Origin of the sequence: Pseudomonas sp. GM78 (assembly GCF_000282475.1) — a bacterium.
In the GTDB taxonomy this organism is placed as follows: domain Bacteria; phylum Pseudomonadota; class Gammaproteobacteria; order Pseudomonadales; family Pseudomonadaceae; genus Aquipseudomonas.
Genome location: NZ_AKJF01000087.1, coordinates 1 through 20,546, shown reverse-complemented (window position 1 = coordinate 20,546; position 20,546 = coordinate 1). Strand labels below are relative to the sequence as shown.

General features: G+C 60.4%; 24 protein-coding genes and 1 tRNA gene. 13 read left to right on the top strand and 12 right to left on the bottom strand.

Annotated elements, in window-relative coordinates:
- Positions 1 to 59 precede the first annotated feature (59 nt).
- The 8 genes from PMI35_RS16890 (at position 60) to PMI35_RS16910 (ending at position 5,793) form a co-directional block, all read left to right on the top strand.
- Positions 60 to 1,553 (top strand): sensor domain-containing diguanylate cyclase, encoded by a 1,494-nt coding sequence (locus PMI35_RS16890; RefSeq protein WP_008059423.1) that lies wholly within the window; start codon positions 60 to 62, stop codon positions 1,551 to 1,553.
- On the top strand, positions 1,540 to 1,758 hold the full coding sequence (locus PMI35_RS0132615) for a cysteine-rich CWC family protein (RefSeq protein ID WP_032831586.1): 219 nt from the start codon (positions 1,540 to 1,542) through the stop codon (positions 1,756 to 1,758). Before PMI35_RS16890 ends, PMI35_RS0132615 begins: the two co-directional genes overlap by 14 nt.
- Positions 1,759 to 1,794: 36 nt before the next feature.
- On the top strand, positions 1,795 to 2,487 hold the full coding sequence (locus tag PMI35_RS16895; protein WP_008059422.1) for a pseudouridine synthase: 693 nt from the start codon (positions 1,795 to 1,797) through the stop codon (positions 2,485 to 2,487).
- A 311-nt stretch (positions 2,488 to 2,798) separates the two neighbouring features.
- Positions 2,799 to 3,683 (top strand): alpha/beta fold hydrolase, encoded by an 885-nt coding sequence (locus PMI35_RS16900; RefSeq protein ID WP_008059421.1) that lies wholly within the window; start codon positions 2,799 to 2,801, stop codon positions 3,681 to 3,683.
- Between the two features lie 173 nt (positions 3,684 to 3,856).
- Positions 3,857 to 3,930 (top strand) — tRNA-Gly (locus PMI35_RS0132610).
- Between the two features lie 379 nt (positions 3,931 to 4,309).
- Complete coding sequence (locus PMI35_RS33890) at positions 4,310 to 4,489, top strand: type II toxin-antitoxin system HicA family toxin (protein ID WP_008059420.1); 180 nt, start codon at positions 4,310 to 4,312, stop codon at positions 4,487 to 4,489.
- Between the two features lie 37 nt (positions 4,490 to 4,526).
- On the top strand, positions 4,527 to 4,937 hold the full coding sequence (locus tag PMI35_RS16905; protein ID WP_008059419.1) for a type II toxin-antitoxin system HicB family antitoxin: 411 nt from the start codon (positions 4,527 to 4,529) through the stop codon (positions 4,935 to 4,937).
- 127 nt (positions 4,938 to 5,064) lie between these two features.
- The gene (locus PMI35_RS16910) at positions 5,065 to 5,793 is read left to right on the top strand and encodes a class I SAM-dependent methyltransferase (RefSeq protein ID WP_008059418.1); all 729 of its coding nucleotides are present in this window, start codon (positions 5,065 to 5,067) and stop codon (positions 5,791 to 5,793) included.
- 8 nt (positions 5,794 to 5,801) lie between these two features.
- Here PMI35_RS16910 and tam read toward each other — a convergent pair whose 3' ends face one another.
- Positions 5,802 to 6,572 carry a trans-aconitate 2-methyltransferase gene (gene tam / locus PMI35_RS16915; RefSeq protein ID WP_008059417.1) on the bottom strand — a complete coding sequence of 257 codons (771 nt, stop codon included), beginning with the start codon at positions 6,570 to 6,572 and terminating at the stop codon, positions 5,802 to 5,804.
- Between the two features lie 257 nt (positions 6,573 to 6,829).
- Between tam and PMI35_RS16920 the strand changes: the two genes are divergently transcribed.
- Positions 6,830 to 7,240, top strand: coding sequence for a low affinity iron permease family protein (locus tag PMI35_RS16920; RefSeq protein WP_008059416.1), 411 nt, complete (start codon positions 6,830 to 6,832; stop codon positions 7,238 to 7,240).
- 45 nt (positions 7,241 to 7,285) lie between these two features.
- Here the strand turns inward: PMI35_RS16920 and PMI35_RS16925 are convergent, their stop codons facing one another.
- The 5 genes from PMI35_RS16925 to PMI35_RS16940 form a co-directional block, all read right to left on the bottom strand.
- Complete coding sequence (locus PMI35_RS16925; RefSeq protein ID WP_008059410.1) at positions 7,286 to 7,789, bottom strand: DUF4142 domain-containing protein; 504 nt, start codon at positions 7,787 to 7,789, stop codon at positions 7,286 to 7,288.
- 74 nt (positions 7,790 to 7,863) lie between these two features.
- On the bottom strand, positions 7,864 to 8,019 hold the full coding sequence (locus tag PMI35_RS35280) for a stress protein (protein ID WP_081504815.1): 156 nt from the start codon (positions 8,017 to 8,019) through the stop codon (positions 7,864 to 7,866).
- 117 nt (positions 8,020 to 8,136) lie between these two features.
- On the bottom strand, positions 8,137 to 9,483 hold the full coding sequence (locus PMI35_RS16930; protein ID WP_032831588.1) for a sensor domain-containing protein: 1,347 nt from the start codon (positions 9,481 to 9,483) through the stop codon (positions 8,137 to 8,139).
- 60 nt (positions 9,484 to 9,543) lie between these two features.
- Positions 9,544 to 10,182, bottom strand: coding sequence for a LysE family translocator (locus tag PMI35_RS16935; RefSeq protein ID WP_008059408.1), 639 nt, complete (start codon positions 10,180 to 10,182; stop codon positions 9,544 to 9,546).
- Entirely contained in the window at positions 10,179 to 11,132 is a 954-nt protein-coding gene (locus PMI35_RS16940) for a LysR family transcriptional regulator (protein WP_008059407.1), read from the bottom strand. The genes PMI35_RS16935 and PMI35_RS16940 overlap by 4 nt, the downstream gene beginning before the upstream one ends.
- A gap of 77 nt (positions 11,133 to 11,209) precedes the next feature.
- Here PMI35_RS16940 and PMI35_RS16945 point away from each other — a divergent pair, with 77 nt between their 5' ends.
- The gene (locus tag PMI35_RS16945) at positions 11,210 to 11,698 is read left to right on the top strand and encodes a DMT family transporter (RefSeq protein ID WP_008059406.1); all 489 of its coding nucleotides are present in this window, start codon (positions 11,210 to 11,212) and stop codon (positions 11,696 to 11,698) included.
- Between the two features lie 67 nt (positions 11,699 to 11,765).
- Here the strand turns inward: PMI35_RS16945 and PMI35_RS16950 are convergent, their stop codons facing one another.
- The 4 genes from PMI35_RS16950 to PMI35_RS16965 form a co-directional block, all read right to left on the bottom strand.
- A complete protein-coding gene (locus PMI35_RS16950; protein WP_008059404.1) occupies positions 11,766 to 13,097 on the bottom strand; it encodes an MFS transporter in 1,332 nt (443 codons plus the stop codon).
- A gap of 182 nt (positions 13,098 to 13,279) precedes the next feature.
- Positions 13,280 to 14,206 carry a hydroxymethylglutaryl-CoA lyase gene (locus tag PMI35_RS16955; RefSeq protein ID WP_008059402.1) on the bottom strand — a complete coding sequence of 309 codons (927 nt, stop codon included), beginning with the start codon at positions 14,204 to 14,206 and terminating at the stop codon, positions 13,280 to 13,282.
- Entirely contained in the window at positions 14,203 to 15,396 is a 1,194-nt protein-coding gene (locus tag PMI35_RS16960; RefSeq protein ID WP_008059401.1) for a CaiB/BaiF CoA transferase family protein, read from the bottom strand. Before PMI35_RS16960 ends, PMI35_RS16955 begins: the two co-directional genes overlap by 4 nt.
- 104 nt (positions 15,397 to 15,500) lie before the next feature.
- Positions 15,501 to 16,403, bottom strand: coding sequence for a LysR family transcriptional regulator (locus PMI35_RS16965; RefSeq protein WP_008059400.1), 903 nt, complete (start codon positions 16,401 to 16,403; stop codon positions 15,501 to 15,503).
- A gap of 134 nt (positions 16,404 to 16,537) precedes the next feature.
- Between PMI35_RS16965 and PMI35_RS16970 the strand changes: the two genes are divergently transcribed.
- The gene (locus tag PMI35_RS16970; protein WP_008059399.1) at positions 16,538 to 17,557 is read left to right on the top strand and encodes a DUF4917 family protein; all 1,020 of its coding nucleotides are present in this window, start codon (positions 16,538 to 16,540) and stop codon (positions 17,555 to 17,557) included.
- A 102-nt stretch (positions 17,558 to 17,659) separates the two neighbouring features.
- On the opposite strand, the gene PMI35_RS16975 is transcribed toward PMI35_RS16970, so the two are convergent.
- Complete coding sequence (locus tag PMI35_RS16975) at positions 17,660 to 18,202, bottom strand: helix-turn-helix domain-containing protein (protein WP_032831584.1); 543 nt, start codon at positions 18,200 to 18,202, stop codon at positions 17,660 to 17,662.
- A 111-nt stretch (positions 18,203 to 18,313) separates the two neighbouring features.
- Between PMI35_RS16975 and PMI35_RS16980 the strand changes: the two genes are divergently transcribed.
- Both PMI35_RS16980 and PMI35_RS16985 read left to right on the top strand, forming a co-directional pair.
- Positions 18,314 to 19,096 (top strand): aldolase, encoded by a 783-nt coding sequence (locus PMI35_RS16980; RefSeq protein WP_008059397.1) that lies wholly within the window; start codon positions 18,314 to 18,316, stop codon positions 19,094 to 19,096.
- A gap of 29 nt (positions 19,097 to 19,125) precedes the next feature.
- Positions 19,126 to 20,013 (top strand): dihydrodipicolinate synthase family protein, encoded by an 888-nt coding sequence (locus tag PMI35_RS16985; RefSeq protein ID WP_008059396.1) that lies wholly within the window; start codon positions 19,126 to 19,128, stop codon positions 20,011 to 20,013.
- 130 nt (positions 20,014 to 20,143) lie between these two features.
- Here the strand turns inward: PMI35_RS16985 and PMI35_RS16990 are convergent, their stop codons facing one another.
- Positions 20,144 to 20,488, bottom strand: coding sequence for a YegP family protein (locus PMI35_RS16990; protein WP_008059395.1), 345 nt, complete (start codon positions 20,486 to 20,488; stop codon positions 20,144 to 20,146).
- Positions 20,489 to 20,546: the final 58 nt, after the last annotated feature.

Sequence of the window (20,546 nt, the reverse complement as noted above, 5' to 3'; positions counted from 1 at the left end):
TTATTTCCCCCGATAGCCCTTAGAATGCCTGCCATCGGATTGCTGACAATGGAACTGCCATGCCACTTCGCTCGCCGCTGTATTCCCAACGGTCGTTGGTCCTCACACTGGTCGCGTTGCTGGGCGCAGGCTTCCTGGCCACCTCCTTTCTCAGTTACTACGCCTCGCGGGCGTCGATCCGCGACAACATCGTCAATACCGAGTTGCCGCTGACCTCGGACACCGTCTACTCGGAAATCCAGAAAGACCTGGTCAGGCCGATCCTGATTTCCTCGATGATGTCCCGCGACACCTTCATGCGCGACTGGGTGGTCAACGGCGAACGCGACACCGGGCAGATGACCCGCTACCTCGACGAGGTCATGACCCACTACGGTGCCTACACGGCGTTTTTCGTCTCTGAGGCCAGCCTGACCTACTACCACGCCAAGGGCGTGCTCAAGCAGGTCAAGACCACCGAGCCCCGGGATGCCTGGTACTTCCGTGTCCGTGATATGAAGGACCCGTACGAGATCAACGTCGACCCGGACCTCGCCAACAAGGACAACCTGACCGTCTTCATCAACTACAAGGTCTACGACTACCACAACCGCTTCATTGGTGCCGCGGGTGTCGGGCTGACGGTCGATGCGGTGATCAAGCTGATCGACAAATACCAGCAGCGTTACCAGCGCAGCGTGTACTTCGTCGACACCTTCGGCCGCCTGGTGCTCACCGGGGCCGAGGGCGGACCGCAAGGTGCCCTGGCCGGGCAGACCCTGGCCGAACTCGACAGCATGAAAGACCTGCTCAGCCAACTGCCCAAGCCCCACAGTGGCAGCTACGAATACTCGGGCCAAGGCCAGGGACACTTCCTCAACGTGCGGTTCATCCCGGAGCTGAACTGGTACCTGTTCGTCGACAAGCGCGAAGACGGCGACCTCAGCGACATCCGCCGCTCGTTGTACCTCAACCTGCTGATTTGCCTGGTGGTCACACTGACCGTGCTGGCCCTGCTCCACCGCGTGATCAAACGCTACCAGGGCCAGATCCAGACCCAGGCGGCGCTCGACAGCCTGACGGAACTGCCCAACCGTCGCGGCTTCGACCTGCTGGCCGCGCAAGCAATGCACGAAGCCCAGCGCGAACCCAGGCCGCTGACGGCCCTGCTGCTGGATCTGGACCACTTCAAGGCCCTGAACGATACCTACGGCCACCTGGCCGGCGATCAGGTGCTGATCGGCTTCGCCCGTGACCTGGAAAGCTGCCTGCGCCACTCCGACATCGTCTGTCGCTGGGGCGGCGAGGAATTCATCGTGCTGCTCAAGGACACCGACGGTGACGGCGGCCAGGTGATCGCCGAGAAAATACGCCGGCATGTGGAGCGACAACCCTATGCGTACAATGGCAACCGCTTGCAGCTGACCGTCAGCATCGGCCTGACCACCCTGCAACCCGATGACACCTTGCACACACTGCTGTCGCGGGCCGATCATGCGATGTATCGGGCCAAACAATCGGGCCGCAACCGAACCTGCGTGGAACTACCGCATCCTGCTTATGACAAAGCCTGACCTCTGCCCCGCCTGCGGCGCACCCAACGACTGCACCCTGGCCGACCCACGAACCGCTGACCGGGCCTGCTGGTGCTACGGCGTCAGCATCGACCCTGCGGTGCTCCAGGCGCTGCCCGCCGAACTGCGCAACGCTGCCTGCCTGTGTCCGCGTTGCGCCGAGGTCGAGGCGCAGCTGCAAGCAACGGCGCAGTCGATCAAGTAAGATGCGCGCCCCCGTACTTCACTGATCCTCAAATCCATGCGCGTCGACCGTTTTCTCAGCAACCTGCCCTGCTTCAACCGAAAGCAGGTGCGCCTGTTGCTGGTGGAAAAGCGCGTCAGGATCGACGGCCAGACCGTCAGCGATCCCCACGCCGACGTTCGCGAATTCAGCCGCGTCGAAGTCGACGACGAGGTGCTGCAAGCCGGTAAACCGCTGCGTCACTTCATGCTGCACAAACCCGCCGGGTGCGTGAGCGCCACCCGCGACCCGCAGCACCGCACCGTACTCGACCTGATCGCGGAACCGCACAAGGATGACTTGCACATCGCCGGCCGCCTGGATTTCAACACCACCGGCCTGATGCTCATCACCAACGACGGCAGTTGGTCGCGACGCCTGACCCAGCCACAGACCAAACTGGCGAAGGTCTATTACGTTGAAACCGAGCAGGACATCGGCCCCGAATACGCGATCACCTTCCGAGAGGGGCTGTATTTCGCCTTCGAAGACCTCACCACCCAACCCGCCGGGCTAGAGCTGCTGGGCCCTAAAAGCGCGCGCCTGAGCATCGTCGAAGGCCGGTACCACCAGGTCAAGCGCATGTTCGGTCACTTCAACAACAAGGTGACGCGCCTGCATCGCGAACGCATGGGCCCGCTGGTGCTCGACGGCGCGTTGAAACCGGGCGAATACCGACCGCTGAGCGATGCAGAGATCGAATTGATCTAAGCAGCCTACCGCTCAGCAGAAGTTGTCGAACAATTTGCCAAAGATACTTGCGCGATGACGTGACCCCTGCTTGAATCAGGACGTCGGCCGAAATGTGACCGATGAGTCACAAGATACTTCTTAGAAACTTTTTGCCGGTAGGGACCCTAGGGTTCCGGCCTCACCCGGCAGACTGCCCGCCAATAACAATACCCGTCGACCGGGCTGCATTGGATCGACATGGGCTAACAATTTCAAGGCGTATGCCTACCTGTCACAAAGCTCGTGCAATCTCATTTGCGCGCATACCCGCTTGCCAGGAGTCTTATGACATGAGGCCAGAAATCGCTGTGTTGGATATACAGGGTCAGTATCGGGTTTACACGGAGTTCTATCGCGCAGACGCCGCAGAGAAGACCATTATTCTGGTCAACGGCTCGATGGCCACGACTGCGTCGTTTGCACAAACCGTGAAGAACCTCCACCCGCAGTTCAATGTGGTCTGCTACGACCAGCCCTACGCGGGCAAGTCCAAAGCCCACAACCTGCATGAGAAATTGCTGACCAAGGAAGTCGAAGGGCAGATCCTCCTGGAGCTGATCGACCACTTCGCCGCCGAACACGTGCTGTCGTTTTCCTGGGGGGGCGCCGCGACCCTGGTCGCCTTGGCCCAACAGCCACGACGCATCGAAAAAGCCGTGATCAGCTCATTCTCCCCTGAGATCAATGCGCACATGCTCGACTACCTCGAGCGCGGTGTGGATTACCTCGGCAGCCGCGACGGTGACCGGGTCGGCAACCTGGTCAACAGCACCATTGGCAAACACTTGCCGACGCTTTTCAAGCGCTTCAACTACCGCCACGTCAGCAGCCTGGCCGATCACGAATACGGTCAGATGCACTACCACATCAGCGACCTGCTGCACAGCGACCGCCAGTGCTTCTACAAGGCGGCGCAGAAAATCAACGTACCGCTGCTGTTCCTGAACGGCGAATGGGACGAATACACCGCCGCCGAAGACGCCCGGTTGTTCGCCGGCCACGTGCAACACGCCACTTTCACGACCCTGGATGCAACCGGCCACTTTCTCGACATGGAACACAAAGCCGCCTGCCGAGACAGCCGTAACGCGTTACTGGGGTTCCTGAAGCCGGCCCAGCACGAAAGCCGACCGCGTTTCCACTACGTTCAGGACCACCATGCATTGTCCCTCTGAAGTAGCGTCATCGCGAGCAAGCCCCGCTGCCCTTGCGTAATCCCGTAGGAGCGAGGCTTGCCCGCGAACGACCGTCACTGGGTCGTGTATGTGATTCATCCGAGCTAAAGCCATCAAACGCAAAGAAAAACTTCATTTCCACGCGCACATCTGGTACAAAGTCACCGCTCTGAGCGGGTGTCGTATAATGGCATTACTCCAGCTTCCCAAGCTGATAACGAGGGTTCGATTCCCTTCACCCGCTCCAATAAATTTTTTGTCTCACGTTGTTTTTTGACGGGGGATGCAGGTATAGAAAAAACCGGCCTTCAGGGCCGGTTTTTTTGTGCCTGGGATTTGGTGGACCACACTGAAAGCCGTTAACGTTTTTTTCTCAAAACGCGGGTTTATTATCAAATTTCATAGGACATTAGCCTTTTTGGCGAATACAAAGCTGACTCCAACCTGCAAAACCTCGCAATACACAATCCACATCCATTCAGGCTTGCCCAAAGCCATGACTGCAGCGGTCTCCTAGACTCCATTCCTATCGCACTCTCACTGAGCCAAGGAAGCTTGGTGGTTATAGTGTTGATTAAATAAGCCCAGTAGGTATAGTAACCACTAGCGCACCACAGGGAGGTGTTGTGAATAGCCGATTTTTGATTAGCCAACTCGTTGCGGACGGCTGGTATCTGGTACGTATCAGAGGCAGCCATCATCACTACAAGCACCCGACCAAGCCGGGGCTGGTGACAGTCCCTCACCCGAAGAAAGATCTTCTCAAGAAAACGGCCATCAGTATTTTGCAACAGGCGCTGCTCTGACGAACGCTATGCGCCGAGTCCTCGGAGGACAACGAACATGCTTTACCCGATTGCGATTTCAATGGGAGATGAGGAGCACTCATGGGGCGTTGAAGTACCGGACATTCCGGGCTGCTTTTCCGCAGGGGAAGATCTGGATGATGCGATGGCAATGGCTCGGGAAGCGATTGAAGGTCACTTCGAGATTCTGGCCGAAGACGGCTCACCCATCCCGCCGGCAAATAAAGTGACCCTGCACGCAGGCAACCCGAAGTACGCCGGCTGTGCGTGGGCGTTGGTGGACATTGACGTAACAAAATATCTGGGCAAGGCCCAGAAGCTGAACATCACGTTGCCTGGTTACCTGCTCAACCGTATTGATGAGTACGTGCTTCATCACCCGGAAGAAAAAAGCCGTTCGGGCTTTCTGGCCTCGGCAGCGCTCAAGGTGTTGCAGCAGAGCAGATAACCCTGTTGCAGTGTGCCCGGGCAGGCAACACGTATGTGAATATGCGACTGTCATCGCGAGCAGGCTCGCTCCCACAGGGTTTGCGGTAACCAAACGCATCGAACGATCACAGCAGAGCACCCCAGCCATGACCCAAAACATCTACGACAACCCCGGTTTCTTCCAGGGCTACAGTCAAATGGCCCGTTCTATCAACGGCCTGGATGCCGCGCCGGAATGGCCTGCGCTGAAGACGATGTTGCCGCCGATGCGAGGCTTGAAGGTGGTGGACCTCGGTTGCGGTTACGGCTGGTTTTGCCGTTGGGCCAGTGAGCAAGGTGCCGACAGTGTGCTGGGCCTGGACGTTTCGCAGAAAATGCTTGATCGGGCTGGCAGCACAACCAGCGCCACTAATATCCGCTACGAACGCGCAGACCTGGAGCAGCTTAATCTGCCGGCAAACAGTTTCGATCTGGCTTACAGCTCTCTAGCGCTGCATTACATCAAGGATTTGCCGGGGCTGTTCGCGACTATCCACGCAGCGCTCAAACCCGGCTCGCGGTTTGTGTTTTCCATCGAGCACCCGATTTTCATGGCGCCGCGTAATCCCGGCTGGATCACCGATGCCGAGGGCCGCAAGAGCTGGCCGGTGGATAGCTATCAACTGGAAGGTGAGCGCGTAACCAACTGGCTGGCGGACGGCGTGATCAAGCAGCACCGAACCGTTGGCACGTTACTCAACAGTCTGATTGACGCAGGTTTCAGCATCCGGCATGTCAATGAATGGGGACCGACGGATGCCGAGGTCCAGGTGCAACCGGCACTGGCCGAAGAACGGGAGCGGCCGATGATGATGTTGGTCGGTGTTCAGCGCTGATTGATGAATCAGCGCGTCGCCACCAGAAACAGGCGCGGAAACGGCAGCAATACCGAGCCATCCGCCAATGCCGGATAGACCTGTTCGATTGCAGCCTGATACTGCTTTAGAAACTGCACGCGCTCCACCTCATCCAACGGTTCGAGGAACGGCCGCAATCCGCTGCCCTTGAACCACTCCACCACACCCGACGCGCCGCCCGCCAGCGGATGATGGTAAGTGGTGCGCCATACATCGACGCGGGTGCAACAGGCTTTCAACATCGGGTAATAAACACTGGCATCGGCCATTTCGGTCCTCTGCCCCGCGACTTCGGCAAGTTTGCCTGCCCAGGGACCGTCAGCCGCCACTTCGCGCATCAATCGGTGTGAAGGCTGATTGAGGTTGTCCGGCATCTGGATCGCCAGGCTGCCACCGGGCGCGAGTTTGCTCACCAGCGCCGGCAGCAACGTTGCGTGATCGGGTACCCATTGCAGCACCGCGTTGGCAAAAATCACATCGAACGGGCCAGTGTCATTCCAGGTGTCGATGTCAGCAACATCGAAGCGCACCTGCGGCAGGCGCTTGCGCGCGGCTTCGATCATGTCGGTCGAACTGTCCAGCCCACGTACGGTGGCATCGGCGAAGCGCTCCACCAGCAATTCGGTCGAGTTACCGGGACCACAACCGATGTCGATGGCCGAGCGTACTGCCCCGGCGGGGATGGCGGCCAGCAGGTCACGGGCGGGACGGGTGCGTTCATCTTCAAAGGCGACGTATTGCTTGGCGGACCAACTCATTGCGTTCTCCTGTCGGTGCATTTGTTTTTCAGCGCGGGCGAAAACTTCAGCCGTAACCATACAACGCCGGCAACCCAATGCGAGCCTTTCAATGGGCAAAGTTTCAAGATCAAAAGATCGCAGCCTGCGGCAGCTCCTACATCGGATCAAACCGTAGGAGCTGCCGCAGGCTGCGATCTTTTGATCTCAAACAAGCCGAATTTTCACCCCGCCGCCACTGTCTGAAATTCAGGCGCCCTCTTATAAGGAAAACGGCCATGAAATTCGCAAAAATCGCGCAGAAACTTGCCCTGTGGACCGGCAGCCCCACGACTTTCCTGGGGGCGATCATCCTGATTTTAGTGTGGGCGTTGAGTGGGCCGATTTTCGGTTTCAACGACACCTGGCAGTTGGTCATCAACACCTCGACCACCATCATCACCTTCCTGATGGTGTTCCTGATCCAGAACACCCAGAACCGCGACACGGACATCCTGCACCTGAAAGTCGATGAGTTACTGCGGGTGACGAAAGAAGCTCAGAACGCGATGCTGGGGCTCGAGGCGCTGGACCTCAAGGAGCTGGAAGCCTTGAGAAAGCACTACCGCAGCCTGGGCGAAGGCCAGACCATTTCCATTGATGGCACCGTGGTGCAGGAGAAAGGCAAACAGGATCTGAACAAGTGCTGATCGCTAGTGCGCGGGTGGCCGCGAGTCACCCGCGCAGAAGAAGGGTCAGCGACTGGCCTGCAGGGCCCTGGCCATTTGCAGGTGATTCTGCAGTTTTGGCAAAGTCTCTTCAGCGAATGCCTTGATTTGCGGCACATCGGTGGTCTGGGCCGTTTGCTCCAGCTGCTCGATGGCTTCCTCGGTGGTCTTGACCTGACTGGCCGCGTAGGCCTGGTCGAAGGTCGCGCCGTCCATGACTTGCGGCATCAGGGCCTTGGCCTTTTCCATCACCTCTTCGCGCGGCGCCACCGGCAGGTCCAGTTCCTTGGCGATTTTTGCCAGGTGCTGGTTGGCGGTCGTGCGGTCGTTGATCACGACGATGGTGTAGTCCTTGACCTCTTTGGATTCGGACTTCTGGTGCGCCAGGCGACTGGCTTCGATGTCGGCGATGCCCTTGGCCGATGCATCGTTGATGAATTCGGTGGGTGTCTGGGCGAAGGCACTGTTGGCACACAGGCCCAGTAACGCGGCCAGGCCGCAGTTGCGTAATCGGGTGGCCATAGGGTTCATGGTCGCGCCCTCCTCAGTAAAAATTCAAACGGGAGCTTTCGCTCCCGCTTCTCAATCAAAACCACCAACATCCCTTACTTGGATTTCTGCCCGGGTTTGCGGCCCATCTCGGATTTCGAGGAGTCTTTATCAACAGTCGTGGTCGTGGTTTTCCCACCTTTACGACCGGCTTCAGACGTCTTCGTTCGATCGTTGGCATGTCCCGAGTTCGAGTTTCTTGAGTTAGGCATGATTCTCTACCTCTTGATGATGAACGCGGCGAGCCGTCGCCCGCATAGATTCTGAATTTCCACGCGCCAAAAGGTTTAGAAAAGCTGAAATCGCCGCGACGAACGGTGACGATGTGCTCAGACAAGCCGCAGGTGTTGCTCGCGCTTGGCGGTGTACATCGCCTCGTCGGCGTGCCTGAACAGCTGGTTTTCTTCGGTCCCGTGCTCAGGGTACTGGGCGACGCCGATGCTCGGCTGGATGTGCAGGCTGTGCCCGTCCAGGCGCATGGGAGCCGACAGTACCTGGCGAATTTTCCCGGCCACGCAGTCGGCATCGCCCGAGGCGTGGATGCTGTGCAGCAACACCACGAACTCGTCACCGCCAATACGCGCCACCGTGTCGGTTTCGCGCACACAGCCTTTGAGCCGATTGGTCACGGTTTGCAGCAACATGTCGCCGACTGCATGACCGTGGGTGTCGTTGACTTCCTTGAAGCGGTCAAGATCGACGTATAACAGGGCCATGCGTCCGTGATCTTCGCGCGCCGAGTCCAGAGCCCGCTTCAGCCGGTCACGCAACAGTTCGCGGTTGGGCAGCTGGGTCAACTGGTCGTATTGGGCCATGTGCTGCAGGCGCGTGTGCAACTGCTTGCGCTCGATAGCCGTCGCGACTTGCGCGCAAACATATTGCAGCAACTCCTTATCCCGCTCGGTGTAACGCTCGCCTCCCGGCACGCTTTTGACGATCAGGGCACCAATCGTGCCGTTTTGCGAGTTCAGCGGCACACCCAGCCAGCACGGCGAATGCTGCCCGCTGACCAGCTCCTGGAACTCCGAGGGCAGGTCGCTCTGGTCGGGCGTCAGCAGGATCGGCAGGCCGTTGTGGATCACCTCCGCGCACAGGCGCGCGGTGATGGTCCCGGGCTGTTCGGGGTGCGGCTCGTGGTCGTCGACGTGATAGGGAAAATTCAGCTGCGCACATTGCTCGTCATACAGCGCCACGGAAAAATTCAACGCTGGCAACCATTCGCCGATGATCAGGTGGATACGTTTGAACAACGCCAGCAAGTCTTCCGCCGCATGGGCCGCTTCGGAAATCGCATACAACGCCGCTTGTCGGGATTCGGCCAGCTTGCGCTCGGTAATGTCGTGGGCCACGGCGATGCGCAGCTGATCGACCTCTGACCAACGCGCCGACCACAGGATATTGACCACCCGGCCGTCCTTGCGCAGGTAGCGGTTTTCGAAGTTGAGCTTGGGCTCGCCGTCCATGATGTCCTTCGCGGCGTCGAGGGTCCGCTGGCGATCGGCCGGGTGCACCAGGTCGATCATTGGCCGGCCAATCAGCTCGTCGGGGGTGTAGCCGAAAATGCGCTCGCATGCCGCGCTGACAAACACGAAGCGGCCTTGCTTGTCGACCGCGCACACGGCGTCCAGCAGGAGGTCAATGTAGCTCGCCAACGGTGCGGAGTTTGTGCTGGTCATGGTGCCTGCAGCCATTAAGAACCCTCCCTGACCGAGCGCCGACGTGTCCTTCGATCAGCGTCAAGCCTTGTTCGTCACCAACCCCGGCAGTGCATGCGCCAGGGCGTTGATGGCGAAACCGATGAACATCAGCCCGCACAAGCGGGTGATAGCCAGTTCATGGCGTTGATACAAGGTGCGCACTTGGCGCGCGCCGACGATGCCGATGAGGATAGCGTAGGCCAGCAGGCCACCGACGAAGCTCAAGACGATCAGCCACGGCAACATCGACCAGGTCAGCAACTCTGCCCGGCTGGACAACAGCGCAGTGAAGGTGGCCACAGCCACCGGGTACGCTTTCGGATTGGTCAGGCCGAACAGGATGCCGTGCCAGAATGGCTGTCGCGCAGGCCCCTGCGGCGCCTCGCCCACCCTTTGACGCGCCCGCACCGCACGCCAGCCGAGCCAGAACAGGTAGAGCCCGCTGAGCACGCCCAGCACATCGAAGGCCGTGCTGCCGATTTCCCGCGCACCGACGATGGCTATCAGCGCGGTACTGCACCAGACCACGTCCCCCAACAAATGCCCGCAGAGAAACCCCGCCCCCGCCCGTCGTCCGTGGGCGGCGCCGATGCCGAACACCGCCAGTACACCCGGCCCTGGCGTAATGCCATAAATGAAGCCCGAGGCGAGAACGGCCATTAGCAGGGATGGGGTCATGGGAAGTCCTTTTGAGCTGTTTGGGTGAATGGGCGCCAGTCTATATCAGCTGAGGCTCGCTCGATTTGCGCATTCAGCCAATTCAACGCCTGGTCCCCTCCCCGGCGCTTGTGCCAGGCCAAAACAAAGGTAAACGACGGAATGTGAAACGGAGGCGGGACGACGATCAATGACTGCTCATCGATATCGCGCAAGGCCCGGGACGCGACGGTGAGGATCAGGTCGGTGCCGCTGATGAATTGCGGGGCCACGCTCCAGTGCGGCAGGCTGATCGCGACGCGCCGGCGTTCTCGCAAGGCTGTCAGGGCGCGTTCGATTTCCGGGGTGCCGCTGCCGCGCATTTCCAGCAACACGTGGGGGCGCGAAAGGTAAGTCGGCAGGTCGAGGACGCCGTCGTCGGGCAGGCTTTGGCGGTCAACCAGGCAGGCGCAGTGCTCCTCGAACAGCGCCGTGCTGCGCAGTTCGTTGGGCATTTCCGGAAACACCCCGGCGGCGACTTCGATATCACCGTTGAGCACTCCGTCGAGCATGCCTTCACGGCTGGCGTGGCTGATTTGCAGGTCGATGCCCGGCGCTTCGCGACACAGTGTGCGGATCAATCCCGGCAGGACGATGGCGGCGCCGTAGTCAGACATCGCCAGGCGAAAGGTGCGTTTGGCCGTGGCCGGCTCGAAGGCGTTGGGCGCCAGCAGCGATTGCACCTGGGCCAGGACCTCGCCCAGCGGGGCCATCAGCTCCAGCGCTCGCGGGGTTGGCACAAGGCTGGCGCCGGCGCGCACCAGCAACGGATCACCGAGCAGATCGCGCAAGCGCGCCAGAGCATGGCTGACGGCAGGTTGGCTCAGGTATAAGCGCTCTGCCGCGCGAGTGACGTGTTGTTCGTTGAGCAAGGCGTCGAGGATCACCAGCAGGTTGAGATCGATGCGCCGTAGATCATTCATCTGATGCATGTTCTGGATAGCAAAACGGAATTTAAATCTGCGCGATGAATACTCTAGAGTCCAGCAAAACCTGTTGGAGAATGAGTATGAGTACGTTGCACGCAATCGGCCTGCTATTACTGGCGGTGATTGCCGGGGCGGTGGTGCCCTTTCAGAGCGCGATCAACTTCAACCTCGGGCGCGGTTTGGGTCATCCGTTGTGGGCGACCCTCGCTTCATTGGTGGTGAGCATTGTGGTGTTGTTGCCGATCATGTTGGCGATGCGTTTGCCGTTGCCTTCGGTGGCGTTCATCACCAAAGCTCCACTGTGGATGTGGGCCGGTGGTGCTTTTGGGGTCGTTTTCATTTCGTTGGCGGTGATGCTGCTGCCCAGGCTTGGCGCTTCTGGATTCATGGCCCTGGCATTGGCGGGGCAAGTCGTGGCTTCGCTGGTGCTGGATCACTTTGGCTGGTTCGGGTTGGTGGAGCGGCAAATCACCTTGCCGCGATTGGCTGGGGCGGCGTTGCTGATTGGTGGGGTGGTGTTGATTCAGTTGGGTGATTCGGCAGGGAAAGCGATCACGGCAACATCTTGAACGCAGCCTGCGGCAGCTCCTACAAGGGTTCGTGGTCCTTGCGGGGGCTGCCGTAGCCTGCGAGTCCTTAGAACTTGTCCAGCGTGCGCAGCTTCTGCGGCAACCCCCACAACAGCAGCGCAACAGCGATCAGCGCACAGACACCAATGACATACAGCGCCGGCGTGGTGCTGCCGGTCAGGTCCTTGATCCGTCCGACCATGACCGGGCTGACGATGCCCCCAAACTGCCCCAGGGTGTTGATCACCGCGATCCCGCCCGCGGCACCCGCGCCGGCACCGGCCAGCAGTTTAGGCGGCAGGGTCCAGAAGCTCGGGATGGAGGCGATGATGCCGGCGCCGAGCAAGCCCAGCGCGACGATCAGGAAGGTCGTGTGGTTAGCGAAGATCCCGGCACAGAAGAAACCAATCGCCCCGACGGCGACCAGGCCGGCGACAAACTTGCGTCGCTCGCCAGAGGCATCGGACAAGCGCCCGATCACCACCATGCTGATGGCGCCGCAGATGTAAGGGATGGCCGTCAGCAGACCGATCATGACCGGGCTCTCGGTGCCTGCGCTACGGATCAGTTGCGGTGCCCAGAAGTTCAAGCCGTAGGACGCCACCTGGATCAGGAAATAGATCAGGCCCAAGGTCAGGAACCCGGGGATTCGCAGCGCGGCGAGCAGCGAGCCGCCACTCTTGTGCGGTTCATGGTGAGCGATGCGGCTGGCCAGCAGGGTTTTCTCCGAGGGCGTCAGCCAATGGGCGTCTTCGATGCGGTCCTTGAGCAAGGTCAGCACCAGCAAACCGAGGCCGATGCACGGCACGCCGCCGAGCAGGAACAGCCAGTGCCAGCCGCGCATGTCGAGGAAGCCGTCGAGGTGTTGCAGCACCAGCCCGGAGAACGGCGCGCCGACCAGCCCGGCGAAGGCCGATGAAAGGAATAGCATCGAGGTGATGCGCCCGCGGTAGTGCTGCGGGAACCACAGCGTCAGGTAGTACAGCACGCCCGGTGCAAAACCCGCCTCCATCGCACCGATCACAAAGCGCAACACGTAGAACTGCCATTCGCTGTTGACGAACACCATCATCGCCGTGGCCAGTCCCCAGGACATCATGATCCGGGCGATCCAGCGACGGGCGCCGACCTTGTACAGCATCATGTTGCTCGGCACTTCGAAAATCACATAACCGACCACGAACAACCCGGCGCCCAGACCGTAGGCGGTGTCGCTCAGGCTCAGGTCGGTCTGCAGCTGGAACTTGGCGAAGCTGATGTTGATGCGGTCGAAGAACGCGAACAGGTAGCAGACCATGATCAGCGGCATCAATCGCCAGGCGACTTTGCTGACCAGGGCTTTTTCTTCATCGTGGCTAACGGCCGGGCTCGCGCCGGCCTCCAGTGCATTCAGGCTCATTGCGGTTCTCCAGGCGGACTTCCCTTGGGGTGTCCGATTGTTTTTGTTGTCTGGTCAAGGTGCTTTTACTGTAGGAGCGAGCCTGCTCGCGATGAACTGGAGGGCAACGCGTTTAATCAGGAAACACGCGTTATCGTTAACCTCCATCGCGAGCAGGCTCGCTCCTACAGGGGGTTGTGTGGTCAGGAGGGCACGGGGTGCAGGTCGCAATTGCGTCCGGCCTTGGCCAGTTGGCCCGGCACTTCGTGGCCGAGCAGCGCCGGCAATCCTCGGGAAAGTTTCAGCAACAACGGCAGATCGATACCGGTGGCAATCCCGACTTCATCGCACAGGTTCACCAGGTCTTCAGTGCAGATGTTGCCCGAGGCGCCGGGTGCGAACGGGCAACCGCCGAGGCCGCCGAGTGCCGCGTCGAAACGCCGGGCACCGGCCTCGTAAGCGGCCAGCACGTTGCACAAGCCAAGGCCACGGGTGTTATGGAAATGCAGGGTCAGGTCCGCGGGCGATACCCGCTGCAACACCCGTCGCACCAACCGCTCGACCTGCCGCGGATTGGCCATGCCGGTGGTATCGGCCAGGGTGATGCCCTGGATGCCGAGTTCCTGATAGGCCTCGACGATGTGCAGTACCCGGTCCTCATCGATCTTGCCTTCGAATGGGCAACCAAAGGTGGTGGCGATGCTGGCGTTCAGACGCACCGGTGTGCCGTGCACGAACGCCACGATCTCGCCGAAGGCGGCCAGCGAGTCTTCGCAGCGCATGCGCATGTTCGCCAGGTTGTGGGTCTGGCTGGCGGACATCACCAGGTTCAGCTCATCGGCGTTGCAGGCCAGTGCCCGTTGCGCGCCCTTGAGGTTGGGGATCAGCGCCACATAGATCACACCCGGTTGGCGGGTGATGCCCTTGAACACCAGTTCACCGTCGCGCAACGCCGGAATGGCCTTGGGCGACACGAATGAGCCGGCCTCGATACGGCTGAACCCGGCCTGCGACAGTTGATTGATCAGGGCGATCTTGTCGACGGTTTCAACCCAGGTCGGCTCGATCTGCAAGCCGTCGCGCGGGGAGACTTCCTGAACGATCAGGCGCTCGGAATAATCAGTGATCATTGCACCACTCCTTCAACTTTCAGGCGTTCGATGTCTGCCAGCGTAAGACCAAGCTGCGTGAGGATACTGTCGGTGTGCTGGCCCAGGCCCGGACCCGACCAGTTGACGCCTCCGGGGGTCTCGGAGAGTTTCGGCACGATGCCCGGCATCTTCACCGTGGCGCCACCTGGCAGCTCGGCAGTGAGCAGCATGTCCCGCGCCTGATAATGTGGATCGGCCACGATGTCGGCTACCGAATAGATGCGTCCGGCGGGAACTTCGGCGGCTTCCAGCGCTGCCAGTACGTCGTCGATCGGCAGGCTGCTGGTCCAGTGGGTGATCGCCGCATCGAGCAGGCCGCTCTTGGCCGCACGCCCGTCGTTATGGGCGAACTCGGGGGCGTCGGCCAGGTCCTGGCGGCCAATGGTGCGCATCAATCGCTTGTAGATCGGATCGCTGTTGCCGGCGATCACCACATAGGCGCCATTGGCCGTGAGGTAGGTGTTGGAAGGTGCGATACCCGGCAAGGCACCGCCGCTGCGCTCACGCACATGGCCGAGCATGTCATATTCCGGCACCAGGCTTTCCATCACATTGAACACGCTTTCGGCCAGCGACACATCGACGATTTGCCCTTCGCCCTGCCCGGTCTTCACCCTCAACAGCGACATCAGCGCGCCGATCACCGCGTGCAGCGATGCCAGGGAATCGCCGAGGCTGACGCCCACCCGCGCCGGCGGTGAACCGGGGGTGCCGGTGGTGTAGCGGATGCCGCCCATGGCTTCGCCTATGGCGCCGAAACCAGGACGGTCGCGGTACGGGCCGGTCTGGCCGTAACCGGAAATCCGCACCAGGGTCAGGTTGGGGTTGAGGGCATGCAGCACGTCCCAACCGAGGCCGAGTTTTTCCAGCGCGCCGGGACGCAGGTTTTCGATCAGCACGTCGGCACTGGTTGCCAGTTGCTTGACCAGTTCGATGCCTTCGGCGGACTTGAGGTTCAGTGCCAGGGACTTCTTGTTGCGCGATTGCAGGTACCACCACAGCGAGGTGCCTTCGTGCAGCTTGCGCCATTTACGCAGGGGGTCGCCCTGGCCCATGGCTTCGATCTTGATCACTTCGGCGCCGAACTCGGCGAGCATGCGCGCGGCGAAGGGCGCGGCGATCAGCGTGCCGATCTCGATCACTTTGATTGCACTCAAGGGGGCAGTCATCGCGGGGTACCTCTTGTTCTTGGAATATGTGCCAAGGCTAGAGGACAGCAGGCTTGGGAATCCAACCTTCAGTTGGCAACGGGCGTTCGCGAAACGCGAACGCCTTAACCGCGCAAATGCTCAAACAACATTCGGCTCACGGGCGACAGCAACGCCTCATCGCGCACCACCAGAATCAACGCCCGATCCGACCAGGCATCGGTCAACGGCACCGCATGTAACCCCAACGCCCGGCCAAACAACTCATAAGCCCGCTGCGGCAGGACGCCTATGCCCATGTTGGCCTGGATCATGCGACACATGGCGTCGAAGCCCGGCACATGGATACGCACCCGCAATACCCGGCCGGCTTCACGCGCGGCGGCATGGGTGCGCATATTGATCGAACTGGCCGCATGCAGCCCGACGTAATCGCTGTCCAGCGTCTCGGCGAAGGCCAGGCTCGAACGACCGGCCAATGGATGATCCGGCAACATCAACACCATCAGCTTGTCCTGACGGTAGAGCACGCTGTGCAGGCCCTTGATGTCGCTGTCGATGGAGCAGATCCCGAGGTCGGCCACGCCATCGAGCACGCCCTGGATCACCCCGGCACTGGGTCGTTCTTCAAGGTCGGTCTTGACCTGCGGGTGGCGCTCGGAAAAATCCCGCAGGTCTTCGGGCAGGAACTGAATGATCGCCGACAGATTGGCGAGCATCCGCACATAACCCCGCACACCATGGCTGTGCTCGCCCAGTTCCAGGCCCATTTTCTCGACGTTGAACAGCATCTGCCGGGCGTGGTGCAGCAAGGTTTCACCTGCCGGCGTCAACGTCATGCCCTTGGCCTGGCGCACGAACAGACTGATCCCCAGCGCCTCCTCAAGCTCCATCAAGCGCTTGCTCGCCGCCGACACCGCAATCGCTTCACGCGCGGCGGCACGGGTGAGCGTGCCCTCTTCGTGGACAGCGACAAACAGTTGCAGGGTGATCAGGTCGAGACGGCGGATCAGGCTTTTTTGCAGCATCGGACTCTCGGCAATGGCGGTTCGGGCGAAAGTCGCAGCATAGCGCCCTTCGCCCGTGACGCGCCGTGGTTGAAGCGCCCGAGCATGATAAAGTCGCCGCCCATCAGACCTTTTGCTTCGAGACGAGCCCCGCAATGACCGATTTCCAGGATGTCGACGCCCAACTTGAAGACTGGAACGTCTTGCGCAGCAGCGCTGCGTTCGACGGTCTGCTGGTGGGCAATGGGGCCAGCCGTGCGGTGTGGGACGATTTTGGCTACGACTCGCTGTTCGAAAACGCCCGCACCGTCGAAGAAAAACCCCTCAGCCCGTCCGAGCTGAGTGTGTTCGATGCACTGCAGACGCGCAGTTTCGAGCAGGTGCTCAGCGCCTTGAAAACCACCAGCCGGGTCAACAAGGCCCTGGCCGTCAGCTCCGCCGCACCGCGTAATCGTTACTACGCGATCAAGGAAGCGCTGATCAACACCGTGCACGCGGTACACATCCCGTGGCGGTTGGTGGAGGCGTCGAGCCTGGCGACGATCGGCCAGGAACTGGGCCGTTACCGCACGGTATTCACCACCAACTACGACTTGCTCAATTACTGGGCGATCCAGCAGCAACCCGAAGCGATCACCGACCTGTTCCAGGGTTCAGAACCGGCCTTCGACCTGAGCGTGACCGCCACCGACAAGACCCGCTTGCTGTACCTGCACGGCGGTCTGCACCTGGTGCGCAACCAGGACGGCACGGCGCGCAAATTGATGTCGACCGAAGGCACGTTGCTGGGCAATTTCGCCATCAACAACACGATCAAGACCCTCGACGATGTGCCGTTGTTCATCAACGAAGGGCCGAGCGCGGACAAGCTCAAGACCATCCGCAGTTCGGATTACCTGTCGTTCTGCTACGAGCAGTTGCTCGGCCATGGTGACGGGTTATGTATTTTCGGGCATGCGTTGGGCGAGCAGGACAGTCATATCGTGCACGCCTTGCGCCTGGCGAAACCGAAGCTGATGGCCATCTCGATTTATCCGCGCAGCAAGGCGTTCATCCAGCACCAGAAGCGGCATTACGCGAAGGTGTTCGAGGGGACCGGGGTTGAGTTGCGGTTTTTTGATTCGAAGACGCATGGGCTGGGTAGCCCGAAATTATCGGTTCCCGTCGAAGTTTAGCGGCGTCTCGGCTGGCCTCATCGCGAGCAGGCTCGCTCCCACAGGGGAACGCATTCCCCCTGTAGGAGTGAGCCTGCTCGCGATGGCGTCAGTTCGGTCAACTCATTCTTCTGCGCTGTGCACCACCACCAGCAACTGCGCCTGCACCTCTCCCACCGAACGTATCCGGTGCGGTTTCTGTGAGTTGAAGTGCAGCGCATCGCCACGGCTCAGCAGCACACGCTCGTTGACGAAATCCACTTCCACCTGCCCTTCGTGGACGAACAGAAATTCCTCGCCCAGGTGCTCCTTGAAGGCTTTGTCGGCGAACTCGGTCGGCGGGTAAATGATGAACGGCAGCAAGCTGCGTTCGCTGACCTGATGGGCCAGCACCGCGTAACCTGGATTGTCGTCGCTGGCACCCAGGGGCTGGCGCTCATGGCTGCGTACCAGGCTGTAGCTGTCGAGGCTCACCTTGTCTTCGGAAAACAGCTCCTCGACCTTCACGTTCAGTGCCTTGGCCAGTTTCAAGGCGGCCGCAATCGACGGCGTGTTCAGGCCGCGTTCGACTTTTGACAGATAACTCTTGGTCATACCGGATTTTTCCGCCAGCGCCTCAAGGGTTACGCCAAGTTTTTTTCTCAATAATTTCAAACGGATAGACATGTAGAACGATTTATCCATCAAGGAGGTGACGAATTGCCCTTGCCTATGACACAAAGTGTCATATAGCATCTTTCGTGTCATATGCATGACCCAGCCAAAGAGGACACCGATATGGCCAAGACATTAGCACTGCCCAAGGATCAACTGGTCAAGCAAGCGCTGAGCCAGATGCAAAACACCCTCGCGGATAATACGTGGACCGACCGGCAAAAGCTGGCCCTGACCTGCCGCATTCTGTTCGAGAATGGCCACGACTCTGGCCTGGCCGGGCAAATCACCGCCCGCGGTCCGCAGCCTGGCACCTATTACACTCAACAACTGGGCCTGGGCTTCGACGAAATCACCGCGGGCAACCTGCTGTTGGTCAACGAAGACCTGGAAGTGCTCGAAGGCCACGGCATGCCGAACCCGGCCAACCGCTTCCACAGCTGGGTGTACCGCACCCGCCCGGATGTGAACTGCATCATTCACACCCACCCGACTCACGTCGCGGCGTTGTCGATGCTGGAAGTGCCGCTGCAGATTTCCCACATGGACCTCTGCCCGCTCTATGACGACTGCGCGTTTCTCGAAGGCTGGCCCGGTGTACCGGTGGGCAACGAAGAAGGTGAATTGATTGCCGACGCCCTGGGCGACAAGCGGGCGATCCTGCTTTCCCACCACGGCCAGTTGTCCACCGGCACCACCATCGAGGAGGCCTGTGTGATTGCCCAACTGATCGAACGCGCCGCCCGGTTGCAGCTGCTGGCGATGAGCGCCGGCACCATCAAGCCGATCATTCCCGAGCTGGGCCGTGAAGCCCATGACTGGATTGCCCGGCCCAAGCGCCACGCCGCCGCATTCAACTACTACGCCCGACAGAACCTGCGTCGACACGCCGATTGCCTGAATTGAACCCAGCCCCTTTTCAACGGAGAGACACCATGTCCAGCGCCACCATTCACGGCATCATCGGCTACACCATCACCCCCTTCACCGCCAACGGCGAGAACCTTGACCTGGACGCGCTCGGGCGCTCCATCGACCGTTTGATCGACGGCGGCGTGCATTCCATCGCGCCCCTGGGCAGTACCGGCGAAGGCGCTTACCTGAGTGACGCGGAGTGGGACCAGGTCGCCGAATTCAGTATCAAGCACGTGGCCAAGCGCGTGCCGACCATCGTCAGCGTGTCCGACCTGACCACCGCCAAGGCGGTCCGTCGCGCCCGTCTCGCCGAAGCCCATGGCGCCGACGTGGTGATGGTGCTGCCAACGTCGTACTGGAAACTCAGCGAAGCGCAAATCCTCGCGCACTACCGCGCCATCGGCGACAGCATCGGCGTGCCGATCATGCTCTACAACAACCCGGCCACCAGCGGCACCGACATGTCGGTGGACCTGATCCTGCGCATCGTCAAGGGCGTGGAAAACGTGACCATGGTCAAGGAGAGCACCGGCGACATCCAGCGCATGCATCAACTGTATCGCTTGGGCGAAGGTCAGGTGCCCTTCTACAACGGTTGCAACCCCCTGGCGCTGGAAGCCTTCGCGGCCGGGGCAAAAGGCTGGTGCACGGCCGCGCCGAACCTGATCCCGCAGCTCAATCTCGACCTGTACGATGCCGTACTGGCGAACGACTTGAACAAGGCACGTGAACTGTTCTATCGCCAGTTGCCGTTGCTGGACTTCATTCTCAAGGGAGGGTTGCCAGCGACGATCAAGGCCGGTTTGCGTCAAACCGGGCTGGAGGTGGGCGATCCGCGGTTACCGGTGTTTCCGTTGGATGAGGCGGGTCTGAGCCAGTTGCAAGGCCTGTTGAAAGCCCTGCGCTGATCGCAAGACACACACAGAAAAACTGTGGGAGCGAGCCTGCTCGCGATAGCGGTCTGACATTCAACATCTTCGTCGAATGTTAAGCAGCCATCGCGAGCAGGCTCGCTCCCACAGGGGAGGTGTATTGGGTTCAGAGGACGGGAAGGGTCTTGTCCTTGATCACCTTGGTCGGGCCGTTCGCCTTCACACTGGCGATGCCTTTCTCCAGCGCAGACTCAGAGGAATAGGCTTCGCTGCTGCCGATAATCTCGTGGTTACCCGCCTTGAGGTTGAAATAAGGATGACCATCCTTGGTGGTTTTCTTCTCGTAGCGTTCATCCAGCGGGCTGTTGGCCTGCACCGACGCGATACCTTTGTCGGCCGCCGCGCGGGTGGTGTACAGCTCACTGGTCAGAATGGTTTCGGCGTTCGCCGCCTTCAGCACGAACCTGAACTGACCGCTGCTGCTTTTGCTCACTTCATACCATCCGGACATGCTCTTTCTCCTTGGCGATTGAGAGGTTGCGCGCTTCAGAGTAAAGACCAGGCCGGTA

Bases quoted from the DNA above. Each gene is read 5' to 3' on its own strand.
- PMI35_RS16890 (WP_008059423.1), top strand. From the start codon at position 60: ATGCCACTTCGCTCGCCGCTGTATTCCCAACGGTCGTTGGTCCTCACA.
- PMI35_RS0132615 (WP_032831586.1), top strand. From the start codon at position 1,540: ATGACAAAGCCTGACCTCTGCCCCGCCTGCGGCGCACCCAACGACTGC.
- PMI35_RS16895 (WP_008059422.1), top strand. From the start codon at position 1,795: ATGCGCGTCGACCGTTTTCTCAGCAACCTGCCCTGCTTCAACCGAAAG.
- PMI35_RS16900 (WP_008059421.1), top strand. From the start codon at position 2,799: ATGAGGCCAGAAATCGCTGTGTTGGATATACAGGGTCAGTATCGGGTT.
- PMI35_RS16905 (WP_008059419.1), top strand. From the start codon at position 4,527: ATGCTTTACCCGATTGCGATTTCAATGGGAGATGAGGAGCACTCATGG.
- PMI35_RS16910 (WP_008059418.1), top strand. From the start codon at position 5,065: ATGACCCAAAACATCTACGACAACCCCGGTTTCTTCCAGGGCTACAGT.
- tam (WP_008059417.1), bottom strand. From the start codon at position 6,572: ATGAGTTGGTCCGCCAAGCAATACGTCGCCTTTGAAGATGAACGCACC.
- PMI35_RS16920 (WP_008059416.1), top strand. From the start codon at position 6,830: ATGAAATTCGCAAAAATCGCGCAGAAACTTGCCCTGTGGACCGGCAGC.
- PMI35_RS16925 (WP_008059410.1), bottom strand. From the start codon at position 7,789: ATGAACCCTATGGCCACCCGATTACGCAACTGCGGCCTGGCCGCGTTA.
- PMI35_RS35280 (WP_081504815.1), bottom strand. From the start codon at position 8,019: ATGCCTAACTCAAGAAACTCGAACTCGGGACATGCCAACGATCGAACG.
- PMI35_RS16930 (WP_032831588.1), bottom strand. From the start codon at position 9,483: ATGACCAGCACAAACTCCGCACCGTTGGCGAGCTACATTGACCTCCTG.
- PMI35_RS16935 (WP_008059408.1), bottom strand. From the start codon at position 10,182: ATGACCCCATCCCTGCTAATGGCCGTTCTCGCCTCGGGCTTCATTTAT.
- PMI35_RS16940 (WP_008059407.1), bottom strand. From the start codon at position 11,132: ATGCATCAGATGAATGATCTACGGCGCATCGATCTCAACCTGCTGGTG.
- PMI35_RS16945 (WP_008059406.1), top strand. From the start codon at position 11,210: ATGAGTACGTTGCACGCAATCGGCCTGCTATTACTGGCGGTGATTGCC.
- PMI35_RS16950 (WP_008059404.1), bottom strand. From the start codon at position 13,097: ATGAGCCTGAATGCACTGGAGGCCGGCGCGAGCCCGGCCGTTAGCCAC.
- PMI35_RS16955 (WP_008059402.1), bottom strand. From the start codon at position 14,206: ATGATCACTGATTATTCCGAGCGCCTGATCGTTCAGGAAGTCTCCCCG.
- PMI35_RS16960 (WP_008059401.1), bottom strand. From the start codon at position 15,396: ATGACTGCCCCCTTGAGTGCAATCAAAGTGATCGAGATCGGCACGCTG.
- PMI35_RS16965 (WP_008059400.1), bottom strand. From the start codon at position 16,403: ATGCTGCAAAAAAGCCTGATCCGCCGTCTCGACCTGATCACCCTGCAA.
- PMI35_RS16970 (WP_008059399.1), top strand. From the start codon at position 16,538: ATGACCGATTTCCAGGATGTCGACGCCCAACTTGAAGACTGGAACGTC.
- PMI35_RS16975 (WP_032831584.1), bottom strand. From the start codon at position 18,202: ATGTCTATCCGTTTGAAATTATTGAGAAAAAAACTTGGCGTAACCCTT.
- PMI35_RS16980 (WP_008059397.1), top strand. From the start codon at position 18,314: ATGGCCAAGACATTAGCACTGCCCAAGGATCAACTGGTCAAGCAAGCG.
- PMI35_RS16985 (WP_008059396.1), top strand. From the start codon at position 19,126: ATGTCCAGCGCCACCATTCACGGCATCATCGGCTACACCATCACCCCC.
- PMI35_RS16990 (WP_008059395.1), bottom strand. From the start codon at position 20,488: ATGTCCGGATGGTATGAAGTGAGCAAAAGCAGCAGCGGTCAGTTCAGG.